This is a genomic window from Ruegeria sp. AN11 (assembly GCF_056536005.1).
Window position 1 is genome coordinate 2,997,917 of record NZ_JBQFJD010000001.1, and the last position, 23,694, is coordinate 3,021,610.

Annotated in this window: 23 protein-coding genes; 17 read left to right on the forward strand and 6 right to left on the reverse strand. The window is 59.8% G+C overall.

What is annotated here, in order from left to right; all coding sequences use genetic code 11:
* Nucleotides 1-38 precede the first annotated feature (38 nt).
* Entirely contained in the window at nt 39-2,246 is a 2,208-nt protein-coding gene (locus ACR3EQ_RS14735; protein ID WP_170612904.1) for a response regulator, read from the forward strand.
* A gap of 9 nt (nt 2,247-2,255) precedes the next feature.
* Nucleotides 2,256-2,732 (forward strand): VOC family protein, encoded by a 477-nt coding sequence (locus ACR3EQ_RS14740; protein ID WP_170612906.1) that lies wholly within the window; start codon nt 2,256-2,258, stop codon nt 2,730-2,732.
* Here ACR3EQ_RS14740 and yaaA read toward each other — a convergent pair.
* From yaaA to ACR3EQ_RS14755, 3 genes are all read right to left on the reverse strand, one after another.
* On the reverse strand, nt 2,723-3,493 hold the full coding sequence (yaaA, locus tag ACR3EQ_RS14745) for a peroxide stress protein YaaA (RefSeq protein WP_480491060.1): 771 nt from the start codon (nt 3,491-3,493) through the stop codon (nt 2,723-2,725). The two genes, ACR3EQ_RS14740 and yaaA, sit on opposite strands and share 10 nt — an antisense overlap.
* A 33-nt stretch (nt 3,494-3,526) precedes the next feature.
* The gene (gene recQ, locus ACR3EQ_RS14750; protein ID WP_480491062.1) at nt 3,527-5,566 is read right to left on the reverse strand and encodes a DNA helicase RecQ; all 2,040 of its coding nucleotides are present in this window, start codon (nt 5,564-5,566) and stop codon (nt 3,527-3,529) included.
* 78 nt (nt 5,567-5,644) lie between these two features.
* Entirely contained in the window at nt 5,645-5,932 is a 288-nt protein-coding gene (locus ACR3EQ_RS14755; protein ID WP_170568510.1) for a YggT family protein, read from the reverse strand.
* A gap of 129 nt (nt 5,933-6,061) precedes the next feature.
* On the opposite strand from ACR3EQ_RS14755, the gene ACR3EQ_RS14760 reads away from it, so the two are divergent.
* From ACR3EQ_RS14760 to smpB, 10 genes are all read left to right on the forward strand, one after another.
* Nucleotides 6,062-7,429, forward strand: a complete 1,368-nt coding sequence (locus tag ACR3EQ_RS14760) for an MFS transporter (protein ID WP_170612912.1) — start codon at nt 6,062-6,064, stop codon at nt 7,427-7,429.
* On the forward strand, nt 7,426-8,289 hold the full coding sequence (gene mepA, locus ACR3EQ_RS14765; RefSeq protein WP_170619076.1) for a penicillin-insensitive murein endopeptidase: 864 nt from the start codon (nt 7,426-7,428) through the stop codon (nt 8,287-8,289). The genes ACR3EQ_RS14760 and mepA overlap by 4 nt, the downstream gene beginning before the upstream one ends.
* On the forward strand, nt 8,262-9,146 hold the full coding sequence (locus ACR3EQ_RS14770) for an esterase-like activity of phytase family protein (RefSeq protein ID WP_170612916.1): 885 nt from the start codon (nt 8,262-8,264) through the stop codon (nt 9,144-9,146). The genes mepA and ACR3EQ_RS14770 overlap by 28 nt, the downstream gene beginning before the upstream one ends.
* Before the next feature lie 96 nt (nt 9,147-9,242).
* Nucleotides 9,243-9,887 carry a queuosine precursor transporter gene (locus ACR3EQ_RS14775; RefSeq protein ID WP_170612918.1) on the forward strand — a complete coding sequence of 215 codons (645 nt, stop codon included), beginning with the start codon at nt 9,243-9,245 and terminating at the stop codon, nt 9,885-9,887.
* A gap of 263 nt (nt 9,888-10,150) precedes the next feature.
* Complete coding sequence (gene arfB, locus ACR3EQ_RS14780) at nt 10,151-10,570, forward strand: alternative ribosome rescue aminoacyl-tRNA hydrolase ArfB (RefSeq protein WP_170612920.1); 420 nt, start codon at nt 10,151-10,153, stop codon at nt 10,568-10,570.
* Nucleotides 10,571-10,630: 60 nt separating this feature from the next.
* The gene (locus ACR3EQ_RS14785; protein WP_480491064.1) at nt 10,631-11,377 is read left to right on the forward strand and encodes an SDR family oxidoreductase; all 747 of its coding nucleotides are present in this window, start codon (nt 10,631-10,633) and stop codon (nt 11,375-11,377) included.
* Nucleotides 11,378-11,449: 72 nt separating this feature from the next.
* Nucleotides 11,450-12,466, forward strand: a complete 1,017-nt coding sequence (locus ACR3EQ_RS14790) for a P1 family peptidase (protein ID WP_170612924.1) — start codon at nt 11,450-11,452, stop codon at nt 12,464-12,466.
* Nucleotides 12,467-12,579: 113 nt separating this feature from the next.
* Nucleotides 12,580-12,993, forward strand: a complete 414-nt coding sequence (locus tag ACR3EQ_RS14795; protein WP_170612926.1) for a c-type cytochrome — start codon at nt 12,580-12,582, stop codon at nt 12,991-12,993.
* A gap of 209 nt (nt 12,994-13,202) precedes the next feature.
* On the forward strand, nt 13,203-13,745 hold the full coding sequence (gene idi, locus ACR3EQ_RS14800) for an isopentenyl-diphosphate Delta-isomerase (protein WP_170612928.1): 543 nt from the start codon (nt 13,203-13,205) through the stop codon (nt 13,743-13,745).
* A 47-nt stretch (nt 13,746-13,792) separates the two neighbouring features.
* On the forward strand, nt 13,793-14,269 hold the full coding sequence (gene smpB / locus ACR3EQ_RS14805) for an SsrA-binding protein SmpB (RefSeq protein ID WP_170612930.1): 477 nt from the start codon (nt 13,793-13,795) through the stop codon (nt 14,267-14,269).
* Between the two features lie 13 nt (nt 14,270-14,282).
* Here smpB and glpK read toward each other — a convergent pair whose 3' ends face one another.
* The 3 genes from glpK to panB all read right to left on the reverse strand — a co-directional run bounded on the left by glpK (nt 14,283) and on the right by panB (nt 17,507).
* The gene (glpK, locus tag ACR3EQ_RS14810; RefSeq protein ID WP_170612932.1) at nt 14,283-15,761 is read right to left on the reverse strand and encodes a glycerol kinase GlpK; all 1,479 of its coding nucleotides are present in this window, start codon (nt 15,759-15,761) and stop codon (nt 14,283-14,285) included.
* A gap of 67 nt (nt 15,762-15,828) precedes the next feature.
* On the reverse strand, nt 15,829-16,671 hold the full coding sequence (gene panC, locus ACR3EQ_RS14815) for a pantoate--beta-alanine ligase (RefSeq protein WP_480491065.1): 843 nt from the start codon (nt 16,669-16,671) through the stop codon (nt 15,829-15,831).
* Nucleotides 16,668-17,507 carry a 3-methyl-2-oxobutanoate hydroxymethyltransferase gene (panB, locus tag ACR3EQ_RS14820; RefSeq protein WP_170612936.1) on the reverse strand — a complete coding sequence of 280 codons (840 nt, stop codon included), beginning with the start codon at nt 17,505-17,507 and terminating at the stop codon, nt 16,668-16,670. The genes panC and panB overlap by 4 nt, the downstream gene beginning before the upstream one ends.
* A 183-nt stretch (nt 17,508-17,690) precedes the next feature.
* Here panB and ACR3EQ_RS14825 point away from each other — a divergent pair, with 183 nt between their 5' ends.
* The 5 genes from ACR3EQ_RS14825 to ACR3EQ_RS14845 are packed head-to-tail and all read left to right on the forward strand — an operon-like array spanning nt 17,691 to nt 23,692.
* Nucleotides 17,691-19,166, forward strand: coding sequence for an ABC transporter substrate-binding protein (locus ACR3EQ_RS14825; protein WP_170613158.1), 1,476 nt, complete (start codon nt 17,691-17,693; stop codon nt 19,164-19,166).
* Nucleotides 19,167-19,226: 60 nt separating this feature from the next.
* Nucleotides 19,227-20,297, forward strand: coding sequence for a ligand-gated ion channel (locus ACR3EQ_RS14830; RefSeq protein ID WP_480491067.1), 1,071 nt, complete (start codon nt 19,227-19,229; stop codon nt 20,295-20,297).
* 40 nt (nt 20,298-20,337) lie between these two features.
* Nucleotides 20,338-21,285 carry an ABC transporter permease gene (locus tag ACR3EQ_RS14835; RefSeq protein WP_170612937.1) on the forward strand — a complete coding sequence of 316 codons (948 nt, stop codon included), beginning with the start codon at nt 20,338-20,340 and terminating at the stop codon, nt 21,283-21,285.
* A complete protein-coding gene (locus ACR3EQ_RS14840) occupies nt 21,282-22,097 on the forward strand; it encodes an ABC transporter permease (RefSeq protein ID WP_170612938.1) in 816 nt (271 codons plus the stop codon). The genes ACR3EQ_RS14835 and ACR3EQ_RS14840 overlap by 4 nt, the downstream gene beginning before the upstream one ends.
* Nucleotides 22,094-23,692 (forward strand): ABC transporter ATP-binding protein, encoded by a 1,599-nt coding sequence (locus ACR3EQ_RS14845; RefSeq protein WP_170612940.1) that lies wholly within the window; start codon nt 22,094-22,096, stop codon nt 23,690-23,692. The genes ACR3EQ_RS14840 and ACR3EQ_RS14845 overlap by 4 nt, the downstream gene beginning before the upstream one ends.
* Nucleotides 23,693-23,694 lie beyond the last annotated feature (2 nt).

Genomic DNA, 23,694 nt, shown 5'->3' on the forward strand with positions numbered 1-23,694 from the left:
GCGGGATGGTGCGGGAATGTGTTCCGGGATCATCTGAAATGAGTCTTGCAAACAAACTGGCGCAGGAACGGCGTGCGCGGCTGGCAGCCGAACGGTTGTTGGAGTTGAAACAGGCAGAACTGTCGGCAGCGAACCGCAAACTGGGCCAGCACGCCATCGCCCTGACCAGACGCATCGGCGAAACCCAGGCCGAGGTTGAGACGGTTCGCGGCGAGAACGAACGGGTCAAGTCCGACCTGACCGTCGCCCACGCCAAAATCGAAGTGGCCGAGCGGCGTCTGTGGCATTCGATCCAGACCATTCAGGACGGGTTTGCCTTCTTTGACGCAAACCACAGCCTGATTGGGGCCAATGCCGCGTATCTGAGCGTGTTCGAAGGCTTGGAAGAGATCGCTGCGGGCATATCCTACGCGCGTATCCTCGAGATCCTGACCACCGAGGGGATCGTCGATACCGGACCCGAGTGCGCGGCCGACTGGCAGGCGCGGATGCAGTCGCGGTGGATGCAGGCAAACCCCGAACCTGTGGTCATTCAGCTTTGGAATGGCCAGTATATCAAGCTCATCGATCAACGCGGCAATGGCGGGGACGTGGTCAGCCTGGCGTTGAACATAACCGCCTCGGTCCGGCATGAGGCCGAACTGACGGCGGCGCGGGAACGGGCCGAAGCCGCCAACCGCGCCAAATCCTCGTTTCTGGCCAATATGAGCCACGAGATCAGAACCCCGATGAACGGCATTGTCGGCATGACCGAGTTGCTGGCCGAGACGCAGCTTGGGGAAGAGCAGCGTTTATACGTCAACACCATCCGGAACTCGGGCGAGGCGCTACTGGTCATCATCAATGATGTGCTGGATTATTCAAAGATCGAAGCAGACAGGCTGACCCTGCACCCCGAGCAGTTCGATTTCGAACGGTGCATTCTCGAAGTGGCGATGCTGCTGCAGCCCGGCGTTCGGGAAAAAGGCCTGACCTTACTGGTGGATTATGATCTGTTTCTTCCAACGTTGTTCATGGGCGATCCGGGACGTATTCGGCAGGTTCTGACCAATCTGGTGGGCAACGCGGTGAAATTCACCGCACAGGGCCACGTCCTGATCCGCGTAACCGGAGTCCCCAATGCCAAGGCGCAGACGTGCGACATCCATGTCGCGATCGAAGATACCGGGATCGGAATTGCCGAAGACAAGATCGGCCACATATTCGGTGAATTCAACCAGGTGGAAGATGAAAGAAACCGGCTGTTCGAGGGGACCGGGCTGGGGCTTGCCATTACCAAGCGACTGATCACCCTGATGGATGGGACCATCTGGGTCGAGAGCGATCTTGGTAAGGGGTCGTGTTTCGGGTTCCGCATCTCTTTGCCGACCATGCCGGGACCACAGCCGGAGCCACCTGATCTGGGGGGACGTTTGCGTCATGTGGTGGTGGTTGAGGATCTGGCTGTAAATCGAGCCATCCTGAGCAAGCAGCTGGGGCGCCTGGGATTCAGGGTCACAGTTTGCGAGACCGGATCAGAGGCATTGAAAATCGTGGATGAGACGGTCGACCTGCTACTATGCGACCATGACCTGCCCGATATGGACGGGCTTGAATTGGCGGCAATCCTGAAGGAACGCGGACTGGGTGAAACACCCGTCGTCGTCATGTCCGCCAACCCGGCTTTGATCCACGCCAGCGCTTCCCGGCACCTGGTTGAAGGTGTTTTGCAGAAACCGATTCCCCGGGCCGAACTGTATTCCCAGCTGATGGCGCTTGGCAAAGCCAGCAAAACAGTGGAAGCGGTTTCTGTCACCGAAGCGCCCAGTCGGCTCAAGTTGCCTTCCCGGCAGCGTCTGATGCGAGTTTTGGCGGCCGAGGCCAATCGCACCAATCAACTGATCCTGAAAAAGATGGTCAAGGATGCGAATATCTATCTGCGATTTGCAGATAACGGGATTGATGCGGTGCAGGCCCATCTGGATTTTGACCCGGACCTGATCTTCATGGACATCTCGATGCCGAAAATGGACGGCAAACAGGCTACGGCTGAAATTCGGCGGCGCGAGGTTGGGACAGGGCGCCATGTACCCATCGTCGCCCTGACCGCCCATGCGATGGACGGGGACGACACCGGAATTTTGTCAGCCGGGCTGGATCACTATCTGACGAAACCGCTACACAAGCAGCGCATACTTCAGATGATCCTGGACCACTGTCCCGATGGCGCCTGCCCGGTCATTGCCGAACCCGGACATGTCGAATAGCCTGATCGCATGACCCGCAAGCAAACCTCAGATCACCGCGGATTTCGCCCTCGTGCGTTGGGCGAGATTGCGATCCGCTGCGCCGACATGCCCGCGATGGTTGCGTTCTATGAAAGTGTGATCGGGCTTGAGCGTCTGTCGGGCGATCACAACAGCGCCATTACCTTTTTTCGCATCGCCGAAGCGTTTGGCGGACATATACAGGTGCTGGCGTTGTTTCATCACACGGCGGCTCCGCGGCCCGGGTTGCACCCGAACAGCGCAAACAAGCCCGTGACCGGAGGCAGGTCATCCTTACATCACATTGCCCTTTCTCTGCCGTTTTCCGAGCAGGAGGCCGTCATGCGCTGGTACACCGAATTAGGACAACCCTACCGCGTCGAAAAATTCGGCTGGATCGGCTGGCGTGGAGTCTTCACAGAGGACCCCGAAGGCAACACCGTTGAACTGGTGGCTTTTGATCCTTCAATGCTGGATCAGGCCTGATAGGGGCGCACAAAGACCGGTTTGTCCTGTTCAGATAGGTGTGGACGGTACTGATAGCCCCCGGTATCGAAATCCAGCAGCCCCATGGGATCGGTCAGCCGGTGCTGGATAACATACCGCGCCATGGCACCGCGCGCCTTTTTGGCGAAGAAACTGACGATCTTCGGCGTACCGGCTTTGTCTTCCATGAACACCGGTGTGATAACCCGCAGTTTAAGCGTCTTCGGGTCGACAGCGCCGAAATATTCCTGACTGGCGCAGTTGATCAGAATGTCAGACCCAATGGCGCTACCCTGCGCGTTAAGGGCCTTGCTCAACTGGTCGCGCCAGTATTCATAAAGGTTTTTGCCGCGCCGGGTCTTAAGCTTGCTGCCCATTTCCAGCCGATAGGCCTGAATGGCATCCAACGGTCGCAGCACACCGTAAAGGCCGGACAGAATGCGCAGATGATCCTGCGCCCAGACCAATTCCTCGGCGTCCAATGAGGTTGCTTGGAGCCCTTGATAGGTATCACCGGCAAATGCCAAAGCAGCAGGGCGGGTCACTTCTGCGTCCGGCGAATCGGAAAAAACGCGGTACCGGTCGCGGTTCAACCGGGCCAGATCGTCGCTCAGGTCCATCAGTTTCTTCAGATCGCCCAGAGTCAGGTTTCTGGCGGTCTTCGACAGGCGGATCGCATCATCCTGAAAGTCCGGTTGCGTGACATCGACATCCCGCTCTGCCCAGTCCAGCCGCTTGGCCGGGGAAATGACTACCAGCATATCCGCCCTCGTTTTTTGCCTGATGCAGGGTATCTAGCCCGCCTGACGCAGCACGTCCAGAAAGGCAGCGCCAAACCTTTCGTGACGGCGGTCTCCCAGAACCTGCTCGATCGCTCTTGGATCGTCCGAGCGGAGTTGCGCCACCTTTGCCAGTTGAGAAGCCGAGCAAGTCAGCGGTTTGTCGATCCCGTCCGGACCGCGTGATAAGCGAGTCTGAATTTCAAGCAGGCGATCGTAGATGTCGCCCTGATCGCGCCCGGCCAGCTTGCGCCGCGCGGGATGCACAGTTTCGACCGCACCCGCGATTACTTCAAGAAAGGTGTCGCCGTACCGCTCCAGTTTCTTCGCGCCGACGCCACCGATCCGGGCCATGTCATCCAGCGTGGCGGGGCGCTTTTCGGCCATCTCGATCAGGGTGCGGTCAGGGAAGATGACATAGGCCGGAACCCGGGCTGATTCCGCCAGCGCCCGGCGTTTGGCCTTCAGCGCAGACAGCAGAGGCGCATCTTCTTCCGACACCATCATCTTGACCGCTGGCCGACGGGTCGCCTTGCGTATTGTATCCTTACGCAAGTTGATCTGCGCCGCGCCCTTGAGGATCGGTTTCGCGGCCTCGGTCATGCGCAGCGCGCCGTGGCGTTCGGGATCGGGACGGACCAGGTCGTGGCCCATCATCTGCCGGAAAATCGCCTGCCATTGTGGGCGCGACCAGTCCTTGCCGATACCCCATGTCGACAGATCATCGTGGCGGCGTGCACGGATCTTGTCGGTCTCGTTGCCCAGCAGAATGTCGATCAGATGACCCGATCCAAACCATTCCTCGGTCCGCAGGATCGCGGACAAGGCCATGCGAACAGGCGTGGTGCCGTCGAACACTTCGGGCGGGCTGTCACACAGATCGCATTTACCGCAGGGTTCAGCCTGTTCGCCAAAATAACCCAGAAGGCTCCGGCGGCGGCATTCCAGCGCTTCGGCCAGTCCTAACAGGGCGTTCAGGCGTGCGTGATCGGCCATGCGCCGTTCAGGCGGGGCCAGACCTTCGTCGATTTGCGAACGGCGCAGGCGGATGTCGTCGGGGCCGAACAGGGTCAGGGTTTCCGCAGGGCTGCCGTCGCGCCCGGCGCGGCCGATTTCCTGGTAGTAGGCTTCGATGGATTTGGGCAGGTCCGCGTGGGCGACCCAACGGATATCGGGTTTGTCGATCCCCATGCCGAACGCCACGGTGGCGACCACGATCAAGCCATCCTCGCGCGCGAACCGGGTTTCGACGATGCGGCGATCCTCGGCCTCCATGCCACCGTGATAGTGGCAGGCAGAATGGCCTTCGGCCCGCAGGGCCTGCGCCAGAACTTCGGTCTTGTTGCGCGTGCCGCAATAGACAATGCCCGATTGCCCTTTTCGGGCGGCGGCGAAGTCGAGCACCTGTTTTCGCGGCCCGTCCTTGGCGGCAAAGGCCAGATGGATGTTCGGCCTGTCGAAGCCACGCAGAAACTTACGCGGAGCGGTGCCGTCAAACAGTTTCTCGACGATTTCGTCCTGCGTTTCCGCATCCGCCGTCGCGGTGAAAGCGGCCAGCGGCACATCCAACGCGCGCCGCAACTCTCCGATCCGCAGATAGTCGGGGCGGAAATCATGCCCCCATTGACTGACGCAATGCGCTTCGTCCACGGCGATCAGGCTGACATTGATCCGCCGCAGCATCCCCAGCGCAGATCCTGCCGCCAGCCGTTCCGGTGCCATGTAAAGCAGCTTGAGCCGCCCGGCTTCCAGCGCCTCCCACACGGCGTCGGTTTCCTCGGGCGTGTTGCCCGAGGTCAGCGCCCCGGCCTCGACTCCGGCCTCCTGCAGCCCGCGCACCTGGTCGCGCATCAGGGCGATCAGAGGGGAGATCACCACCGTCACCCCGTCGCGCAGCAGGGCAGGAAGCTGATAACACAGGGATTTACCACCGCCAGTGGGCATGATCGCCAGCACGTTTTCGCCCAGCGTGACAGCATCGACAATCTCTTCCTGCCCGGGGCGGAAATCGTCGAATCCAAAGACATCTCGCAGCAGGGGTGCGGCGTCGAACATGTGCGGGGGTGCCCTGTTTTAAGGTTTATCTGCTCTTAAGACAGGACAATCACACACTAAGATTCGGTGAACAAGAGGTCAGACGAAATAGACCGCATTGTTGATCAGGATGATCCGCAGCGCGTAGACCGCGACCAGCACCACCAATGGTGTCAGGTCCAGTCCGCCCATGTTGGGCAGAACGCGCCGGATCGGGCCATAGATCGGTTCCAACAGTCGGTTCAGGCCGTACCAGATCTGCGCCACAAGCTGTTGATGCAGGTTGAGCACCTGAAAGTTGATCAGCCAGCTCATGATCACATGGGCCAGGATGATGAACCAGACAATGTCCAGGATCAGCAGAAGGATTTGGATCAGCGACAGCATGGGCACTCCGTTTGCGCGTTTGCTGAGACCTAAGCGCCCCGGCCGCAAAGAGCAAGTGCAGGCCAACAGAACGCTTGCGAAATGCCGCAAAGCCCCGTCTTATGAAGCAAAACGCACAAAGAGGCAGTGATGGCAGAGATTTCCAAGCGTAAGCGCATCTGGGGATGGTGGTTTTTCGATTGGGCCAGTCAGCCATATCATACGCTGCTGGTGACATTCGTGTTCGGCCCCTATTTTGCAGGGGTCGCAGCCGGATACTATGCCAATACCGGGCTGGAAACAGAAGCCGCTGCCGCGCAGGCGCAGACGGTCTGGGCGAACTGCCTGACCATCACCGGGCTGATCATCGCGTTTGGCGCGCCTTTGTTGGGGGCCATGGCAGATGTGTCCGGCCGCCGCATCCCGTGGATTTTCGCGTTTTCGGTGATGTATGCGGTGGGGTCCGCCGCGCTATGGTACACGCTGCCAGATGGTTCGAACATGTGGCTGATGCTGTCGGCCTTCGGATTGGGGTTTGTGGGTGCGGAATATGCGCTGATCTTCATCAACTCGCAGCTTCCCGATCTGGGCGATGACAATGAAGTCGGAGAGATTTCAGGCTCGGGTTTTGCGTTTGGATATTTTGGCGGTCTGATCTCGTTGGCGATCATGCTGACGCTGTTTGTTGAACAGCCCAACGGCAAGACGCTGATCGGGATGGAGCCGTTGTTCGGGCTGGACGCCGGCGCGCGTGAGGGCACGCGCTTTGTCGGGCCCTTTACCGCAGGGTGGTTCGTTCTGTTCATGGTGCCCTATTTCCTGTGGGTGCGCGACGATGAACAGACGAACAAGAAGGGCAGTGTCGGCGAGGCATTGCGCCTGCTCGGGAAGTCGATTGCCGCCCTGCGGCACCGGGGCAGTCTTGCGGCCTATCTGGGTTCGTCCATGTTTTACCGCGATGCGCTGAACGGGCTTTACAGTTTTGGCGGCGTTTACGCGCGCCTGGTGCTGGAATGGGATCTGATCAAGATCGGTGTGTTTGGAATCGTCAGCGTTCTGGCCTCGGCCATCTTTGCCTGGATTGGCGGCAAGATGGACCGGAAATACGGCCCTAAACCGGTTATTTTGGTCGCAATCTGGGTTCTGATCTTTGTCTGCGTCACTGTCGTTCTGATGGACCGGACGCAGATTTACGGCATCGCGTTGCCCGAGGGATCAAACCTGCCGGATCTGGTCTTCTTTGGTTGCGGCGTCCTGATCGGTGGCATGGGCGGTATCCTGCAATCGGCCAGCCGATCCATGATGGTGCGCCACACCGATCCCGAGGCGCCGGTCGAGAGTTTCGGGCTTTACGGGCTGTCCGGTCGCGCCACCGCCTTTGCCGCGCCCCTGCTGATCGGGATCGCGACCACCGCGACGGGCAGCGCAAGACTGGGGGTGTCACCCATCGTTCTGTTGTTTATTCTGGGCCTGTTCCTAATGCGCTGGGTTAAACCGGAAGGGGATCAGAGCAGATGATTTTATTACGTTTTTTGGCAATTCTTGCGACTTTGACGCTGGCAGGCGCGGCGGGGGCGCAACCCCTGGCCAAGCAGTTGTTCGGGGCGCAGAGAGTCAGTTCACAACAAAAACCCGCCGCCTTCGGCAGTTATTCGCGCGGATGTGCGGCCGGGTCGGTGCAATTGCCCGAAACCGGGCCGACATGGCAGGCCATGCGTCTGTCGCGAAATCGAAATTGGGGGCATCCCGAAGCGATCGATTACGTGCAGGCCCTCAGCCGTTTTGCGGCGAAGCAACCAGGTTGGAATGGTCTCTATGTCGGGGATATCAGCCAGCCGCGTGGCGGTCCGATGACATCCGGCCACCGCAGCCATCAGCTTGGTCTGGACATCGATATATGGATGCTGCCGGGCAACGACATGAGGCTGTCCCGCAAGGCACGCGAGAATATCTCGTCGATTTCCCTGCGCCGCTCGAACGGGGCATATGTGAACGGCAACTGGACAAAACAGCACCATGCTGTTCTGCGAGAGGCCGCCAAGGACAAGCGCGTGGCCCGGATATTCGTCTTCCCGGGCGCCAAAGTTCAGATGTGCAACGACGAAAAGGGCAACCGCGCCTATCTGCGCAAGATCAGGCCATGGTGGGGGCATCACTATCACTTCCATGTCCGGCTGAAATGCCCCAGAGGATCGCGTGGCTGCGTCAATCAGGATACGCCGCCCAAAGGTGATGGCTGTGCCGAAGCGCAGCAATGGGTGCAGAATATCCTCAACCCACCGCCGCCTGATCCAAACGCACCGGCCCCCAAGAAACGCCGCGAATACCGATTGGCCGATCTGCCCCAGCAATGCACCGCCGTCTTGCAGTCCAACTGATTGCGACACTGGTGCTGGCGGGGCCTCTTCGGGCAGCCGAGGGTCCTGCCGCCACCCATCTGGGCAGTTTTACGTGGACCCACGGATCGGGCTGGTTTGGCGGTTTTTCGGCGATCCATCTGTCCGAAAACGGTCGAAAGCTGATCGCGCTAAGCGACCGGGCTGTCCTTGTGTCCGCGCGGATTGACCGGGACGGGGACGGTATCAGCGAGGTCAAAGTATTGGGGCATTGGCCTGTCCTGTCCAGCACAGGGCGCGCCTTGCCCGGTTACACAGGTGATTCAGAAGGACTCGCCGTCGCGCCTGACGAAAGCTTCTATATCTCTTTCGAAGGTGTTCACCGCGTTGCCCGCTATTCGGGCCCGGGCGGTGCCGCGCGCGTTCTGCCGCGCCCCAAGGCGTTCGACGGTCTGGAGGGCAACGGATCGTTCGAGGGATTGGCGATCGACACTCAGGGGCGGCTGTATACCCTGCCGGAAAGGAACCGCACCGCCGAAGGCAATATCCCGGTCTATCGCTGGAACGGTCAGGCGTGGTCCACGCCGTTTGTCCTGCCGCAGCGGGGCCGGTTCCTGCCGGTGTCCGCAGATTTCGGCCCGGATGGCCGATTGTATGTTCTCGAACGTGCCGTATCGCTGACCGGCTTCCGCTCGCGCCTGCGCCGTTGGCAGATCAATGCAGACACACCCATGTCCGAAGAGACCCTGTTTGAAACCGGTACCGGAACGCATGATAACCTCGAAGGGTTGTCGGTCTGGCGCGACGATCAGGGGCGTCTGCGGGCGACGATGATCTCGGACGACAATTTTCTGGCCCTACAGAGTACCGAGCTGGTGGAATACCTGCTGCCCGAATGACTTGCCAAACACGATTCGACTCGCTAGAAGCGCGGCTTGCCTTGGGATGAACCCTTGGCCAAGTCGCCGCTACCTTGTCAAAACGGGCATCTGAAAATGCAACGCAGCTTTATTCCCGGCATTATTGCCATGGCCACTATCGTTGTGGCCTCGAACATCCTGGTCCAGTTCCTGATCCTTGACGGCCTGCTGACCTGGGGTGCCTTCACATATCCGCTGGCCTTTCTGGTCACTGACATCATGAACCGCGTCTATGGCGTGGGTCCGGCCCGCAAGGTCGTGTTTGCCGGGTTTGTCACCGGTATCATCTGCTCGCTCATCGGCAGCCAGATCATGCTGCAGGGCGATGGCTTCACCTATGCCGCGGTGCCGCTGCGGATTGCTGTCGCGTCCGGAACCGCCTTCCTGATCGCGCAGCTGACGGACGTTACTGTGTTCAACGCGATGCGCGGCGGCCGCTGGTGGCGCGCGCCGCTGGTCTCGACCCTGGTCGGCTCGGCGCTGGACACCGCGTTGTTCTTCACCATCGCCTTCTCGGCGTCGGTCACGTTCTTCGGCGCCGATGCCGATGCGGCCATCAGCTGGGCATGGGAACCTGTTCCTTTCATGCTGTCCGGTCCAATGGCACCTTTGTGGGTAACGCTGGCCTTTGCCGACTGGCTGGTGAAACTGTCGCTGGCGATGATCGCGCTGATCCCGTTCAAAGTGATCGTTGCGCGACTGACCGCTCAGCCTGTGTAAAAAAGTGCTTTGAGATTGGCACAACTTGTGTCACGCTTCTTTTCAACCGCAACAGATAGAAAAGGAGGTGATCCAGTGTCGAGAAAGAGATTGGAGAGAGGTGTCGGAACAACCGGGGGGATCGCCTGTTAAGGCAGCCCTTGGCGGAGCGCTCGCTCCGGCTGGTCGTTTGATCTAACCGACCCGACCTCCTGAACTTTCGAAGGGCCGTCCCGCCGGGGCGGCCCTTTTTGTTTCTGCGCGCCACCTGTAAGGTCGCGCGCATGTTGCGCGTTACGGACGATATCATCCTGCAGGACTGGGAAATGACCGAGAGCTTTGTGCGCTCGTCCGGTCCAGGCGGGCAAAACGTCAACAAGGTTTCCACCGCTGTCGAGCTGCGGTTTGAGGCGGCGCGCTCCCCGTCCCTGCCGGATCCGGTCAAAGCCCGGCTGAAACGGCTGGCCGGGCGACGCTGGACCAAAGAGGGCGCGATCATCATCCAGTGCGAAGAGACCCGTTCGCAGGCGCGCAACCGTGAAATCGCGCGCGCCAGACTGGCCGAGCTGATCACCCGCGCATTGGTCAAGCCCAAGCGGCGTATTGCAACCAAGCCCACCTACGGTTCGGTCAAGCGTCGGCTTGCGGCAAAAAAGGCGCGTGGCGACGTCAAAGCGCTGCGGGGCAAGGTGTCCGAAGATTAATCTGGTATCTTGCAGGGGCGTTGATAGTCTGACCCGGAACATCGGCAGAGGGGTAACGCGATGAGGCTTAAGGATAAAACCGCGATCGTGACTGGTGGCGCCTCGGGGTTTGGGGCCGGGATTGCCCAAAAGTTCCTTGACGAGGGCGCGCGCGTGATGATCGCCGATATCAACAAGGATGCGGCAAAACAAATGGCCGCGACCCTCGGCGGGGCAGCCGTGGCCCAGCACGTTGATGTCGCCGACGCGATTTCCGTTCAAACAATGGCAGACGCCGCCATCGCCCAGTTTGGGCAGGTTGATATTTTGGTGAACAACACAGGCGTGACTCATCTGCCGACACCGCTGGAGGAAGTGAGCGAGGAGGATTTCGACCGCGTCTTCAGCGTTAACATGAAATCGGTCTTTCACACTGCGCGGGCATTTGTACCGGCAATGAAGGCGCGAGGCTCGGGCGCGATCCTGAACGTTGCTTCCACAGCTGGTCTGTCGCCGCGCCCGAACCTCAACTGGTACAACGCCTCAAAGGGTTGGATGATCACCGCAACCAAGACGATGGCCGTCGAACTGGCGCCCTTTGGCGTTCGCGTGAATGCGATCTGCCCGGTGGCCGGAGAAACCCCCTTGCTGAAATCCTTCATGGGCGAAGACACACCCGAGATTCGCGCCAAGTTCCTGTCGACCATTCCACTGGGCCGGTTTTCCACGCCTCAGGACATGGCAAACGCCGCCTGTTTCCTGTGCTCGGACGAGGCCAGCATGATTACCGGAACCGCGCTGGAGGTTGACGGTGGCCGCTGTATCTGACCTGCGCCCTCTTTTGTTGAAAAGCACCCCCACCGGGGGCAGCGCTTTGCTGAGACAAGGGAAACCCTCTCGATGAAACCCGGACCTAAGAACCTGATCACCGATATCCCCGGGCTTTTGGTCGGAAATGCTCAGGATGGCCGGTTGAAATCCGGCACAACCGTTCTAACGGCCAATCAGCCTTTCACCGCGTCCGTGCACGTGATGGGCGGCGCGCCGGGTACGCGCGAAACCGATCTTCTGGCCCCCGACAAAACGGTGACAAAGATAGATGCCATCGCCCTGTCCGGCGGGTCGGCTTTTGGACTGGATGCCAGCTCCGGCGTGTCGGATGCGCTTCGGTCGCAAGGCCGGGGGTATCCGGTCGGCCATACCGTGGTCCCGATCGTGCCCGGGGCAATCCTGTTCGATCTGCTCAACGGCGGTGACAAAAGCTGGACCGAGAACCCGTACCGTGCCTTGGGGCGCGCCGCTTTTGACGCGGCCTCAAAGGACTTTGCGCTGGGCACGGCCGGTGCAGGGACCGGAGCCCTGGCCGCTATGCACAAGGGCGGGCTTGGGTCTGCATCGCTTGTTCTGGACACGGGCGTCACCGTCGGGGCTCTGGTCGCAGCCAACCCGCTGGGCAGTATCACCACGCCCGGCGACCGTCATTTCTGGGCTGCGCCTTACGAAATTGGCGACGAATTCGGCGGTTTAGGGCCTGATTTCAGAGCGGGCCTGGGGCTGCCTCAGGTCAGCCTCAAGGCGCAGGCCATGCGACCGGCCGAGCCGGACAAGACCAACACAACCATCGCTGTCGTGGCGACGGACGCCGCTTTGACCAAACCGCAATGCCAAAGGCTGGCCGTGGCCGCGCATGATGGCATCGCACGCGCCATCCTGCCCGCCCATACGCCGGGCGACGGTGATCTGGTCTTTGGTGTCAGTACCGGGTCAATGCCTTTGGAGAACGAGGCAGTGCTGGGAATGATCGGGCACGCCGCCTCACTATGTCTGGCGCGCGCCATCGCGCGGGCGATTTATCTGGCAACACCAGCGGCTGGCGATCTTTTGCCCTGTTGGTCCGGGTCACATGACATAAGTTAAGGACGGCCACTATGCCGCAGTGGCACAGTGGCCGCGCGCGGCAATCTGCGCGTTGACTCTTTTTTGCGCCGACGATCCATTCGGTGCAGCCAATTCGTATCGGAGCAAAAGCTATGAATCGCATCCTCGCAACCGCAATCGTCGGCCTGATGGCCCTACCCGCATATGCAGAAGGCGACGCCGAGGCCGGCAAAAAGACCTTTAACAAATGCAAATCCTGCCACCAGATCGCCGATCCTGCTGGCGAAGTTATCGTCAAGGGCGGCAAAACCGGTCCGAACCTGTATGGAATCGCGGGTCGGACCGCAGGCACCGTCGAAGGGTTCAAATACGGCGACAGCATCGTGGCTGCAGGTGAAAACGGGCTGGTTTGGGATGAAGCGACCTTTGTCGAGTATTCGCAAGATCCCAAGACCTTTCTGAAATCCTATCTGGATGACACAGCTGCCAAGTCCAAGATGACATTCAAACTGAAAAGCGGCGGCGAAGACGTCTACGCTTATATCGTCAGCGTTTCGGGCGAATAATCTCCAGCCATCAGACGACCTGTGTGAGTACAAAAGGCCGCAGCCCCTGCGGCCTTTCGTGCGGTTGATAACGGGTACGATCAGCGCCACGTTGGGAATGCGCGGCCAGTCACGCTCTGAACATGTGATGCCGCGACGCCAAGCCGATCCGGCCAAAGGTAATCCGCAATGTCCCGTCACACAGGCGGATTGGCAGCAGGAGACAACAAATGGGTATCATGATCCCGGCATGGGTCGATGGCGAACTGACCCCCGTCGACAAGCTTGAGGCGCATGAAAAGGGCCTGCGACACAAGGCGGTGTCGGTCTTTGTCGTGCGTGGGACAGAGATATTGCTGCAGCGCAGGGCGTTGGGAAAGTACCATACGCCGGGCCTGTGGGCGAACACCTGTTGCACACATCCTGACTGGGGTGAAACCGCATCCAAATGCGCTGTGCGCCGTCTGCGCGAGGAACTTGGGATTACAGGGCTATACCCGGAATACCGTCATCGGCTGGAATACCACGCCGATGTCGGCAACAACATGATCGAACATGAAGTCGTCGACGTGTTTCTGGCTAGGGCTCGTGGTTCTCTGAAAATCGAGCCTAATCCGGAAGAAGTCATGGAGATCCGCTGGATCGACTATCACGATCTTCTGGCCGAGGTGCAGCGCCACCCATCCCGGTTTACGCCGTGGTTGAAGATCTATCTGCACAACCACTCTGACACGATTTTTGGCCCCGATCTGATCATCTCGGCGCCATCCTGACGTCTACGGCTTGCAAGGTCCGCCCAAGCCGCCTAAATCAACGCGTCATGGCCAAACAGAAGACAGACCCGAACTACAAAGTCATCGCCGAAAACCGGCGTGCCCGCTTCGATTACGCGATCGAGGACGATCTCGAGTGCGGCATCGTGCTGGAGGGGTCCGAGGTCAAGTCCCTGCGCGCTGGCGGATCGAACATCGCCGAAAGCTATGCTTCGGTCGATGACGGAGAATTGTGGCTGATCAACAGTTACATCGCGCCCTACGAACAGACCAAGGTCTTCAAGCACGAAGAACGCCGCCGGCGTAAGCTGCTGGTTTCGCGCAAGGAATTGTCGAACCTGTGGAACGCGACCCAGCGCAAGGGCATGACACTGGTGCCGCTGGTTCTGTATTTCAACCACAAGGGCCGCGCGAAGCTGAAGATCGGCATCGCCAAGGGCAAGAAGCTGCACGACAAGCGCGAAACCCAGGCCAAGCGCGATTGGTCACGGCAGAAGCAGCGGTTGATGAAGGATCACAGCTGATCCTTCACTGGTTTCAGAACGCCATTGAGGCGGAAACGGCACGTTTCCACCTGTCATAGGCCGCATCGCGGTCTTCGGCGGACATTTCTGGTACAAACCGGCGATCCAACGCCCAGGTTTCCGAGAATCCCTGCTGGTCCGGATAGATGCCGGCGCGCATCCCGGCCAGCCAGGCAGCGCCCAGGGCGGTGGTTTCCTGCATCACAGGGCGGTCAACCTCGGCGCCGAGATAATCCGACAGGCCCTGCATCGCCCAATCCGATGCACTCGCCCCGCCATCGACGCGCAGGGTGACATCGGTATCCGCGCCCCAATCACCCTGCATGGCATGCCACAGGTCGCGCGTCTGGTAGGCGATGCTTTCCAGCGTAGCCTTGGCAAACTCGGCGCGGCCCGAATTGCGGGTCAGGCCAAACACCGCGCCGCGGCAATCCGGCTTCCAATAGGGTGCCCCAAGGCCGGTAAAGGCCGGAACCAGCACAACATGCTGGTTGGGATCGGCCTGCTGTGCCAGTTCTCCGCTTTCCGGCGCCGAGTCGATAATCTTGAGCGCGTCGCGCAGCCATTGAACCGCCGCCCCGGCGACAAAGATCGACCCTTCCAGCGCGTAAGTCCGCTGACCGTCCAGCTGATAAGCGATGGTGGTCAACAGGCGATTGTTGGATTTGACCGGCGTTGGTCCGGTGTTCAGCAGCGCAAAGCAACCCGTGCCATAGGTTGACTTCATCATCCCGGGCTGGAAACAGGCTTGTCCGATGGTGGCGGCCTGCTGGTCCCCGGCCACGCCCAGGATTGGAATATTGCCCCCAAACAGAGACGTATTTCCGAAGTCCGACGCGCAGTCATGTACCTTCGGCAGCATATTCATCGGTACATCCAGCAGATCGCAGATCTCGGCGCTCCACTCACCCTTGTGAATGTCGAACAGCAGAGTGCGTGCGGCGTTGGTTGCGTCGGTTGCGTGGCTGCGTCCTTCCGTCAGGCGCCAGATCAGGAAGCAGTCGATGGTGCCGAACATCAACTCTCCGGCTTCGGCCCGTTCCCGCGCGCCGGGTACGGTGTCCAGCAGCCATTTTACCTTGGTGCCCGAAAAATAGGGATCAAGCAGCAGACCGGTCTGGGCGGTGACGTCATCTTCACAACCGGCCTGCTTGTAGCGGGCACAGATCTCGGCGGTCCGGCGGTCCTGCCAGACGATGGCGTTGTGGATCGGTTTGCCGGTGGCGCGGTCCCAGACGACGGTGGTTTCGCGCTGATTGGTGATACCGATGCCAGCGATCTGATCTGCGGCTACGCCGGTGTTGTCCATCACCTCGCGGCAGACACGCAGGACGCTTTCCCAAATTTCCTCGGCATCATGCTCGACCCAGCCCTCCTGCGGGAAGTGCTGAGTAAATTCGTGCTGCGCGGTGCCGACGCGCTGCATATCCGTGTCGAACAAAATGGCCCGCGATGATGTGGTGCCCTGATCAATGGCAAGAATATAGGTCACGCCTGCGCCCTCTCCCGTTTGGTTTTGCAGGACTTTAGCGCAAACAATGACAATCGTGCCAGAGCGTTCAGACAGGAATGTTGTCGATCAGCCGAACACCTTCAAGCCAGGCCGCTGCCAGCAGACGGGCAGGCCGCTCAGCATGGCTCAAGCGTTCCAGTGTCTCGGCGCAGTGCAGTTTCAAATATTCCACCTGCGCAAAGCCAGCAGCAAGCAGGTCAGTGTGCGCCTTCGAAGCCAGCGGATCGAAAGCTACCCCGCCATCCAGCGCGTCCGCCAGTTCCTGCATGACCCTGCTCATCTTCGCGGCAGTTTTCAGCCCTTCGGGTGACAGGCGCAGATTGCGCGAGGACATGGCAAGACCCGAGGGTTCGCGCACCGTGGGGCAGCCGATCACCTCGATGGGGATATCCAGATCCCGCGCCATCCGGCGAACGACCAACAGTTGCTGATAGTCTTTTTCCCCGAAATAGGCTCGATCTGACTGTGTTTGAAGGAACAGTTTTGCGACCACCGTGGCGACTCCGTCAAAGTGACCTGGGCGGAATTCGCCCTCAAGCACATTGGTCAGACCCATGACAGATACATTGGTGGCGAAGCCCTGCGGGTAGATTTCCTCGGGCTCGGGCACATAGATCGCGTCGACACCGAATGGGGCCAGCTTCTGTGCGTCCTCGATTTCGGTGCGCGGATAATTGGCCAGATCCTCGGGGTTGTTGAACTGTTTGGGGTTCACAAAGATCGTGACGATCACCCTGTCGGTGCCCGCCTTCGCGGCCTCGACCAGCGACAGATGCCCCAGGTGCAACGCACCCATTGTGGGAACAACCCCGATCACCTCGCCCTTGCGACGCCAATCGGTGGTCAGCGCGCGCAGGTCCGCCAGACGGCGAAGGATTGGAGCAGTCATTTCCCGGGTCCCTTGGACGGTGCCCGGTCGGCAAAGACATGTTCGTCCGCCGGAAAAGTCCGCGCCCGGACTTCGGCGGCGTATTCGGTAATGGCAGCCTCGGCCAGAGGGCCAAGCTCGGCATACCGTTTGACGAATTTCGGTTTGAAAGCGGTGAAAAAGCCCACCATGTCGTCTACCACTAGGATCTGTCCATCGCACCCGGCGGACGCACCGATACCAATCGTCGGGATCGCAATCTCAGCCGTAATGCGGTCGGCCAACCCTTGCGGAACTTTCTCTAACACGACGGAAAATGCGCCGGCTTCGGCGACGGCATGGGCGTCGGCCAGCACGGCGTGGGCCTGACCATCTCGGCCCTGTACCTTGTAGCCGCCCAGCGTGTTGATCGATTGCGGCGTCAGGCCGATATGAGCCATCACCGGGATGCCACGCCTGACCAGAAAGCGGATCGTCTCGGCCATCTCAACGCCGCCTTCCAGCTTGACGGCTCCCGCGCCGGTCTCTGCCATCAGGCGGGCCGCGTTCTTGAACGCCTGTGCCGGGTCGTGTTCGTAGCTAGCAAAGGGCATGTCGATGACCATCAAGGCCGTCTCCAACCCTCGCGCGACGGCCTGGCCATGCAGGATCATCATCTCCATCGTCACCCCAAGGGTCGATTCCAGCCCGTGCAGCACCATGCCGACGCTGTCGCCCACCAGAACAAAATCGCAATGGGCATCCATCAGCCGCGCCATCGGAGTGGTATAGGCGGTCAGGCTGACCAATGGATCACCGCCTTTTCGGGCGCGAATATCCTCGGCATTTGGGGCTTTTTTGCGGGCTGTGGCGCTCATGCTCGTTCCTGCAGGGTCAATGTTGCAGTGCAGCATAGCAGATCGCGCGCTGGCGAAGAAACCCCGGTTGCGCGAACATTTCCTTGAATGACCCGAGGTTTAGAGTGACATTGTTATCAATAAAGCCGGTGACAGCATGAGCCGGTCTGTTTTCAGTGGGGAGTTAATTTCGTGACAATACAGATGTTTCGACCCTTTGTGTCAGCACTGGCCGTCAGTGCCAGCCTGTTTGCCAGCCAGGCCATGGCCAAATCAGATATCACAATAGCGATGGGGCTTGAGCCGCCGCATCTGGACCCGACAAGCGCGGCGGCACAAGCGATAGATTCGGTCGTTTACACCAATATCTTCGAGGGCCTGACCCGTTTCATGGGTGACGGATCCGTTGTCCCGGGTTTGGCGGAAAGCTGGGAGATTTCGGATGATGGCACCGAATACACCTTCACGCTGCGCGACGGGGTGACGTTCCATGACGGCACGACCATGGATGCCGAGGACGTCAAGTTCAGTCTGGATCGCGCCCGCGCCGAAGACAGCGCCAATGCGCAGAAGGCGTTGTTCGCCGGAATTCAGGATGTCGAGGTTGTTGACCCGCTGATCGTCAAAGTCACCTTGTCCGAACCCAATGGCAATTTTCTGTTCAACATGGCCTGGGGCGACGCGGTGATCGTTGCGCCCGAAAGCATAGAAAACATCAAGACAAATCCGGTCGGCACCGGCGCTTATACCTTTGGCAATTGGGTTCAGGGCGACAGCATTACGCTGAACCGCAATCCTGATTACTGGGGTGACCAGCCCGCACTGGAAACGGCCACCTTCAAGTTTATCTCGGACCCGACCGCTGCCTTTGCCGCCATGATGGCCGAGGATGTGGACGTTTTCGACATTTACCCGGCTCCCGAGAATCTGCCTCAGTTCGAGGCCGATCCGCGGTTTCAGGTTCTGGTCGGCTCGACCGAGGGCGAGACGATTCTGTCGACGAACAACAAGCTGACCCCGTTCGATGACATTCGCGTTCGCCAGGCGCTGGCTCATGCTATTGATCGTCAGGCCATCATTGACGGTGCCATGTTCGGATACGGCACGCCAATCGGCACACATTTCGCGCCGCACAACCCGGCTTATGTGGATCTGACCGGCAATTCTGCCTACGACCCTGAAAAGGCAAAGGCGCTTCTGGCCGAGGCGGGTCTGGAAAACGGGTTCGAAACCACGCTGCATCTGCCGCCGCCATCTTATGCCCGCCGTGGCGGTGAAATCATTGCCGCGCAGCTGGCCGAGGTCGGTATAACGGCCGAAATCATCAACGTGGAATGGGCGCAATGGCTTGAGACGGTGTTCAAAGGCAAAGAGTTCGGCCTGACCATCGTAAGCCACACGGAACCGATGGATATCGGTATCTATGCGCGCCCCGACTATTATTTCCAGTATGACAGCACTGATTTTCAGGCTCTGATGGATACCTTGAATTCCACCACCGATCCTGACGAACGCGCACGGCTTCTGGGCGAGGCGCAACGGCTGATTTCGAATGACTACGTCAATGGATATCTGTTCCAGCTGGCAAAGCTGGGCGTGGCCCGGGCCGGAGTGCAAGGGCTGTGGCAGAATGCGCCCACCGCCGCAATTGATCTGACTGGGATCAGCTGGTCAGAATGATATCACGCCGGGGCCGCGTCTGGCGGCCCCGGTGAACCTCAACTCAAAGCGAGCCCGAATGTGAAACTGGTCCGCGTCATATGTCTACTGGCTGTGATGACATGCCTCTCTTTGATCGGGGGCGGGCCGGCATTGGCGCAGAATACGCTGGGCGGCGGGCTTCACGCGCTGAAGGGGACACCGGAAAACCCGCTGCAGGTCGGGATCGGTATCCGGATCGATCAGATCACAAGCGTGGATCAGAAGGCTGAAAATTACGGGGCCGTCGTCATATTGAGGGCCGAATGGACCGATCCGACGCTGGCCTTTGACCGGGATGAAGTCGGACGCGAAATTCAGGTTTTCAACCCTCCGGTGCTGGCCAATCACGCCCGCGAACTGGGGGCGGTTTTGCCTGCGTTTGTGGTGCATAATCAGCAATCCAACAAGTGGGTCCATGAAGCCGCCGCCTCGGTGCGCCATGACGGGCACGTTGTCTATGCCGAGAAATCCTCGCTGACCTTGCAGGCCCCGCATTTCGATTTCCGGAAATACCCCTTCGACACGCAGCAGTTCTATTTCGAAGTTGTCTCGGTTTTTCCGACTGAATACGTGTCCTATTACCCGCTCGAGGCGTATTCAGGCCTCGGCGATCTGCTGGGCGAGGAAGAATGGATCTTGGACAACGCCCGGGTCGAACACTCGACCGTGATCGGACTGTCCGGCCGGGATAGTGACCAGATTGCCCTGGCCTTCGAGGGTCACCGGCACCTGACCTACTATGTGATCCGGGTATTCCTGCCGATGCTGGTGCTGATCTCTGTCGGGTGGGCCTTGTTTTTTCTGGATGAATACCGCCGCCGGATCGAGATCGCCGGGGGTAACCTGCTGGTGTTCGTGGCCTTCAATTGGGCCATTTCTGCCGACCTGCCCAAGCTGGGCTACCTGACTTTCCTGGACTTCATATTGCAATGCATGTTCCTGATGACCGGGGCACTGATCGTGTTCAATGTCGCGCTGCGCAAGCTGAAAGTTTCCGGTCGCGAGGACGTGGCGCGAAAGCTGGACAACTATGCAATCAAGTGGATCTACCCGCTGGGTTACGCAGCCATTGTCGGCTATGCGATTTTTGCCTTTCTGATGACACCTTAGGTGCTGGACCCGTGCGGTATGCGCCCCTAACGTGGACCTGATGCTGCGCTATGCCCTCAAACGTCTGATTTCTTTGCTGATCAGCCTCGCCGTCGCCTCGGTCGTCATCTTCGCGGTGATCGAAGTCGCGCCGGGTGATCCGGCCTCTTTCATGCTAGGCGTGAATGCACAGCCCGATACTTTGGCGGCGCTGCGGGCTGAACTTGGGCTGGATGGGACAAAGCTGCAACGGTATCTGAACTGGGTCGGCGGCATGTTGGTGGGGGATTTCGGCACGTCCTACACGTATCGCACACCTGTTTCCCAGATGATCGCGGATCGTCTTTGGGTGTCGCTCCCCCTCGCGCTCTATGCGTTGACGCTGTCTACCCTGATCGCCTTTCCCGCCGGGATCTACGCAGCATCCCGCCGTGGCAAGCCGGGTGATCTGGCGGTGATGGGTGCAACGCAGCTGGGCATCGCGGTGCCGAATTTCTGGTTTGCGATGATGCTGGTGCTGATCTTCGCCATCAATCTGCGCTGGTTCAATGCGGGAGGGTTTGCAGGATGGAAGGATGGCCTTTGGACCGGTCTGCATTCCCTGACCCTGCCTGCAATTGCGCTGGCCTTGCCGCAGGCGGCGATTCTGGCGCGTGTGATGCGGTCGGCCCTTCTGGACATTCTGGGCGAGGATTTCATGCGCACTGCCCGGGCCAAGGGGCTGACCCGCCGCCGGGCGCTGTGGCGGCATGGGGTTAGAAACGCGCTGATCCCGGTATTGACCATCATCGGGCTGCAGTTTTCCTTCCTTCTGGCCGGCTCGATCATCATCGAGCAGGTGTTCTATCTGCCCGGCCTAGGGCGACTGGTGTTTCAGGCCATCTCGGCGCGCGACCTGATCGTAGTGGAATCCGTGGTCATGCTGCTGGTCTTCGCCGTCATCACCGTCAATTTCCTGGTCGACCTGGCCTACGCCGCCGTTGATCCAAGGTTAAGGAGCCGGACATGAGCCGTAACCTGATCCTCGGCACTGCGCTATCCTCGCTGGTTCTGCTGGCGGCCCTTTTGTCATTTGTCTGGACGCCCTACGACCACGCCACGCTGAACATCCCCGGCAAGTTGCAGACACCGGACTCAATGCACTGGTTCGGAACCGACCATTTCGGGCGCGACATGTTTTCGATGATCATGGTCGGTGCGCGCACGTCGATTGCCGTGGCGCTGGTGGCCGTCGGCATCGGCATGGCGCTGGGCGTGCCCTTGGGACTGGCGGCGGCCGCCCGCAAAGGATCCTGGCTGGACGAGGTGATCATGCGCGGCAACGATCTGGTCTTTGCCTTCCCTTCGCTGGTCATTGCCATCCTGATCACCGCTGTTTTTGGCGCCGGTGCGATCAACGCGATCATCGCCATTGGTATCTTCAACATCCCGGTCTTCGCTCGAATTACCCGCGGCGCGGCTCTGTCGCTGTGGGAGCGGGAGTTTATTCTCGCCGCCCGTGTCTCGGGCAAGGGCGCGGCGCGGATATCGGTCGAACATATCCTGCCCAACGTCGCCAATCTGCTGATCGTGCAGGGCACGATCCAGTTCAGCCTTGGCATCCTGGCCGAGGCGGGCCTGTCCTATGTCGGTCTGGGTGCGCAACCGCCCACGCCAAGCTGGGGGCGGATGCTGGCGGATGCGCAGACTATGGTCAGTTTTGCCCCGCATTTGGCTCTGATTCCGGGGGTGGCGATCATCGTCACGGTTCTGGGGCTGAACCTGCTGGGCGATGGTTTGCGCGACTTTCTGGATCCACGTATTCGGGTGGCCCGCACATGAGCCTGTTGCAAATCGAGAACCTGTCATTGTCGATTCATGGCGCGCCGATCCTCAGACAAGTCGGCCTGACAATTGATCCCGGACAGATCGTGGCCGTAACCGGTGAAAGTGGATCCGGCAAATCCATGACCGCGTTGGCCGTGATGCAGTTGTTGCCGAACGGAGCGGTGGCCAACGGCACCATTCAGCTGGACGGACAGGATCTGATGCAGCGGTCCGAGAGCCAAATGTGCGCCCTGCGTGGCGCGGCCATCGGCATGGTGTTCCAGGAGCCGATGACTGCGCTCAACCCGGTCATGACGATCGGTGATCAGGTGACGGAAACGATTCTGATCCACAAGGCGATGTCACCCGCCAAAGCCCGCGAGCAAACGCAAAAGGTTCTGACCCGCGTCGGCCTGCCGCCCGACCGGTTTCCGCTATCGCGCTATCCGCACGAACTATCTGGCGGTCAGCGTCAGCGCGTTGTGATCGCAATGGCCATCGCCTTGCGACCTCGGCTTCTGATCGCCGATGAACCGACCACCGCACTGGATGTCACCACGCAGGCACAGATTCTGGACCTTTTGAAGGGGCTGGTTCGCGAATACGGCATGGGATTGCTGATGATCACCCATGACCTGGCGGTTGTCGCCGACATGGCGGACCAGATTATTGTCATGCGCCACGGCGAAGTGGTGGAAAGGGGTGCAACGAACGATCTGCTGCGGAACATGCAGCACCCCTATACCCGTATGTTGTTCGAAGCCTCGGACCATCAGGTCACACTTCCCGATCCCGTTCGACCGGGCCCGCTGCTGGAGGTGACAAATGTCGTTCGTGACTACCGTTTGCCCCGCAGGCGGTTATTCGAAACACCGGCTCGCCACCGGGCGGTGGATGACGTCAGCTTTACCCTCAGCCGGGGTGAGCGCCTTGGTCTGGTCGGAGAGTCCGGTTGCGGAAAATCGACACTAACACGGGCAATTCTAGGGCTTGAAGATGTTCAGGGTGGGCACGTTCTGTTGAACGGGCAGCCTGTTTTTGCGGCCCACAAGCCCAATCTTGCGGTGCGCCGTAACATGCAGGTGGTGTTTCAGGACCCATTTGGCAGCTTCAACCCACGCCATCGTGTCGGGCGGCTGATCACCGAGCCGTTTCACCTGCTGGACACCCCGCCGACGGGATCAGAGCGGCAGGACAGGATTTCCGAGATGCTGACGGCCGTTGGCCTCAGCCCCGGTGACGCCGGAAAATACATACATGAATTCTCGGGTGGGCAGCGTCAGCGGATCGCCATCGCCCGTGCGCTGATCATTCGGCCGGAACTGATCCTGTTTGACGAAGCGGTCTCGGCGCTGGATGTATCGGTTCGGGCGCAAATCCTTGACCTGCTGGCCGAGCTTTGTGCGACCTATGATCTGACCTATCTGTTCATAAGCCACGATCTGAGCGTCGTTCGCACGATCACGGATCGGGTCATGGTGATGCAATCCGGACGAATTGTTGAACAGGGTGAGACTGAAGCCGTCTTCGGCAATCCTCAGCATCCTTATACACAAAAGCTGATTTCCGCTGCGCCAAAGCTGCCGGATTACAATCGAGGTGCCGCGTAAAC

Bases quoted from the DNA above. Each gene is read 5' to 3' on its own strand.
- ACR3EQ_RS14735 (WP_170612904.1), top strand. From the start codon at position 39: ATGAGTCTTGCAAACAAACTGGCGCAGGAACGGCGTGCGCGGCTGGCA.
- ACR3EQ_RS14740 (WP_170612906.1), top strand. From the start codon at position 2,256: ATGACCCGCAAGCAAACCTCAGATCACCGCGGATTTCGCCCTCGTGCG.
- yaaA (WP_480491060.1), bottom strand. From the start codon at position 3,493: ATGCTGGTAGTCATTTCCCCGGCCAAGCGGCTGGACTGGGCAGAGCGG.
- recQ (WP_480491062.1), bottom strand. From the start codon at position 5,566: ATGTTCGACGCCGCACCCCTGCTGCGAGATGTCTTTGGATTCGACGAT.
- ACR3EQ_RS14755 (WP_170568510.1), bottom strand. From the start codon at position 5,932: ATGCTGTCGCTGATCCAAATCCTTCTGCTGATCCTGGACATTGTCTGG.
- ACR3EQ_RS14760 (WP_170612912.1), top strand. From the start codon at position 6,062: ATGGCAGAGATTTCCAAGCGTAAGCGCATCTGGGGATGGTGGTTTTTC.
- mepA (WP_170619076.1), top strand. From the start codon at position 7,426: ATGATTTTATTACGTTTTTTGGCAATTCTTGCGACTTTGACGCTGGCA.
- ACR3EQ_RS14770 (WP_170612916.1), top strand. From the start codon at position 8,262: ATGCACCGCCGTCTTGCAGTCCAACTGATTGCGACACTGGTGCTGGCG.
- ACR3EQ_RS14775 (WP_170612918.1), top strand. From the start codon at position 9,243: ATGCAACGCAGCTTTATTCCCGGCATTATTGCCATGGCCACTATCGTT.
- arfB (WP_170612920.1), top strand. From the start codon at position 10,151: ATGTTGCGCGTTACGGACGATATCATCCTGCAGGACTGGGAAATGACC.
- ACR3EQ_RS14785 (WP_480491064.1), top strand. From the start codon at position 10,631: ATGAGGCTTAAGGATAAAACCGCGATCGTGACTGGTGGCGCCTCGGGG.
- ACR3EQ_RS14790 (WP_170612924.1), top strand. From the start codon at position 11,450: ATGAAACCCGGACCTAAGAACCTGATCACCGATATCCCCGGGCTTTTG.
- ACR3EQ_RS14795 (WP_170612926.1), top strand. From the start codon at position 12,580: ATGAATCGCATCCTCGCAACCGCAATCGTCGGCCTGATGGCCCTACCC.
- idi (WP_170612928.1), top strand. From the start codon at position 13,203: ATGGGTATCATGATCCCGGCATGGGTCGATGGCGAACTGACCCCCGTC.
- smpB (WP_170612930.1), top strand. From the start codon at position 13,793: ATGGCCAAACAGAAGACAGACCCGAACTACAAAGTCATCGCCGAAAAC.
- panC (WP_480491065.1), bottom strand. From the start codon at position 16,671: ATGACTGCTCCAATCCTTCGCCGTCTGGCGGACCTGCGCGCGCTGACC.
- panB (WP_170612936.1), bottom strand. From the start codon at position 17,507: ATGAGCGCCACAGCCCGCAAAAAAGCCCCAAATGCCGAGGATATTCGC.
- ACR3EQ_RS14825 (WP_170613158.1), top strand. From the start codon at position 17,691: ATGTTTCGACCCTTTGTGTCAGCACTGGCCGTCAGTGCCAGCCTGTTT.
- ACR3EQ_RS14835 (WP_170612937.1), top strand. From the start codon at position 20,338: ATGCTGCGCTATGCCCTCAAACGTCTGATTTCTTTGCTGATCAGCCTC.
- ACR3EQ_RS14840 (WP_170612938.1), top strand. From the start codon at position 21,282: ATGAGCCGTAACCTGATCCTCGGCACTGCGCTATCCTCGCTGGTTCTG.
- ACR3EQ_RS14845 (WP_170612940.1), top strand. From the start codon at position 22,094: ATGAGCCTGTTGCAAATCGAGAACCTGTCATTGTCGATTCATGGCGCG.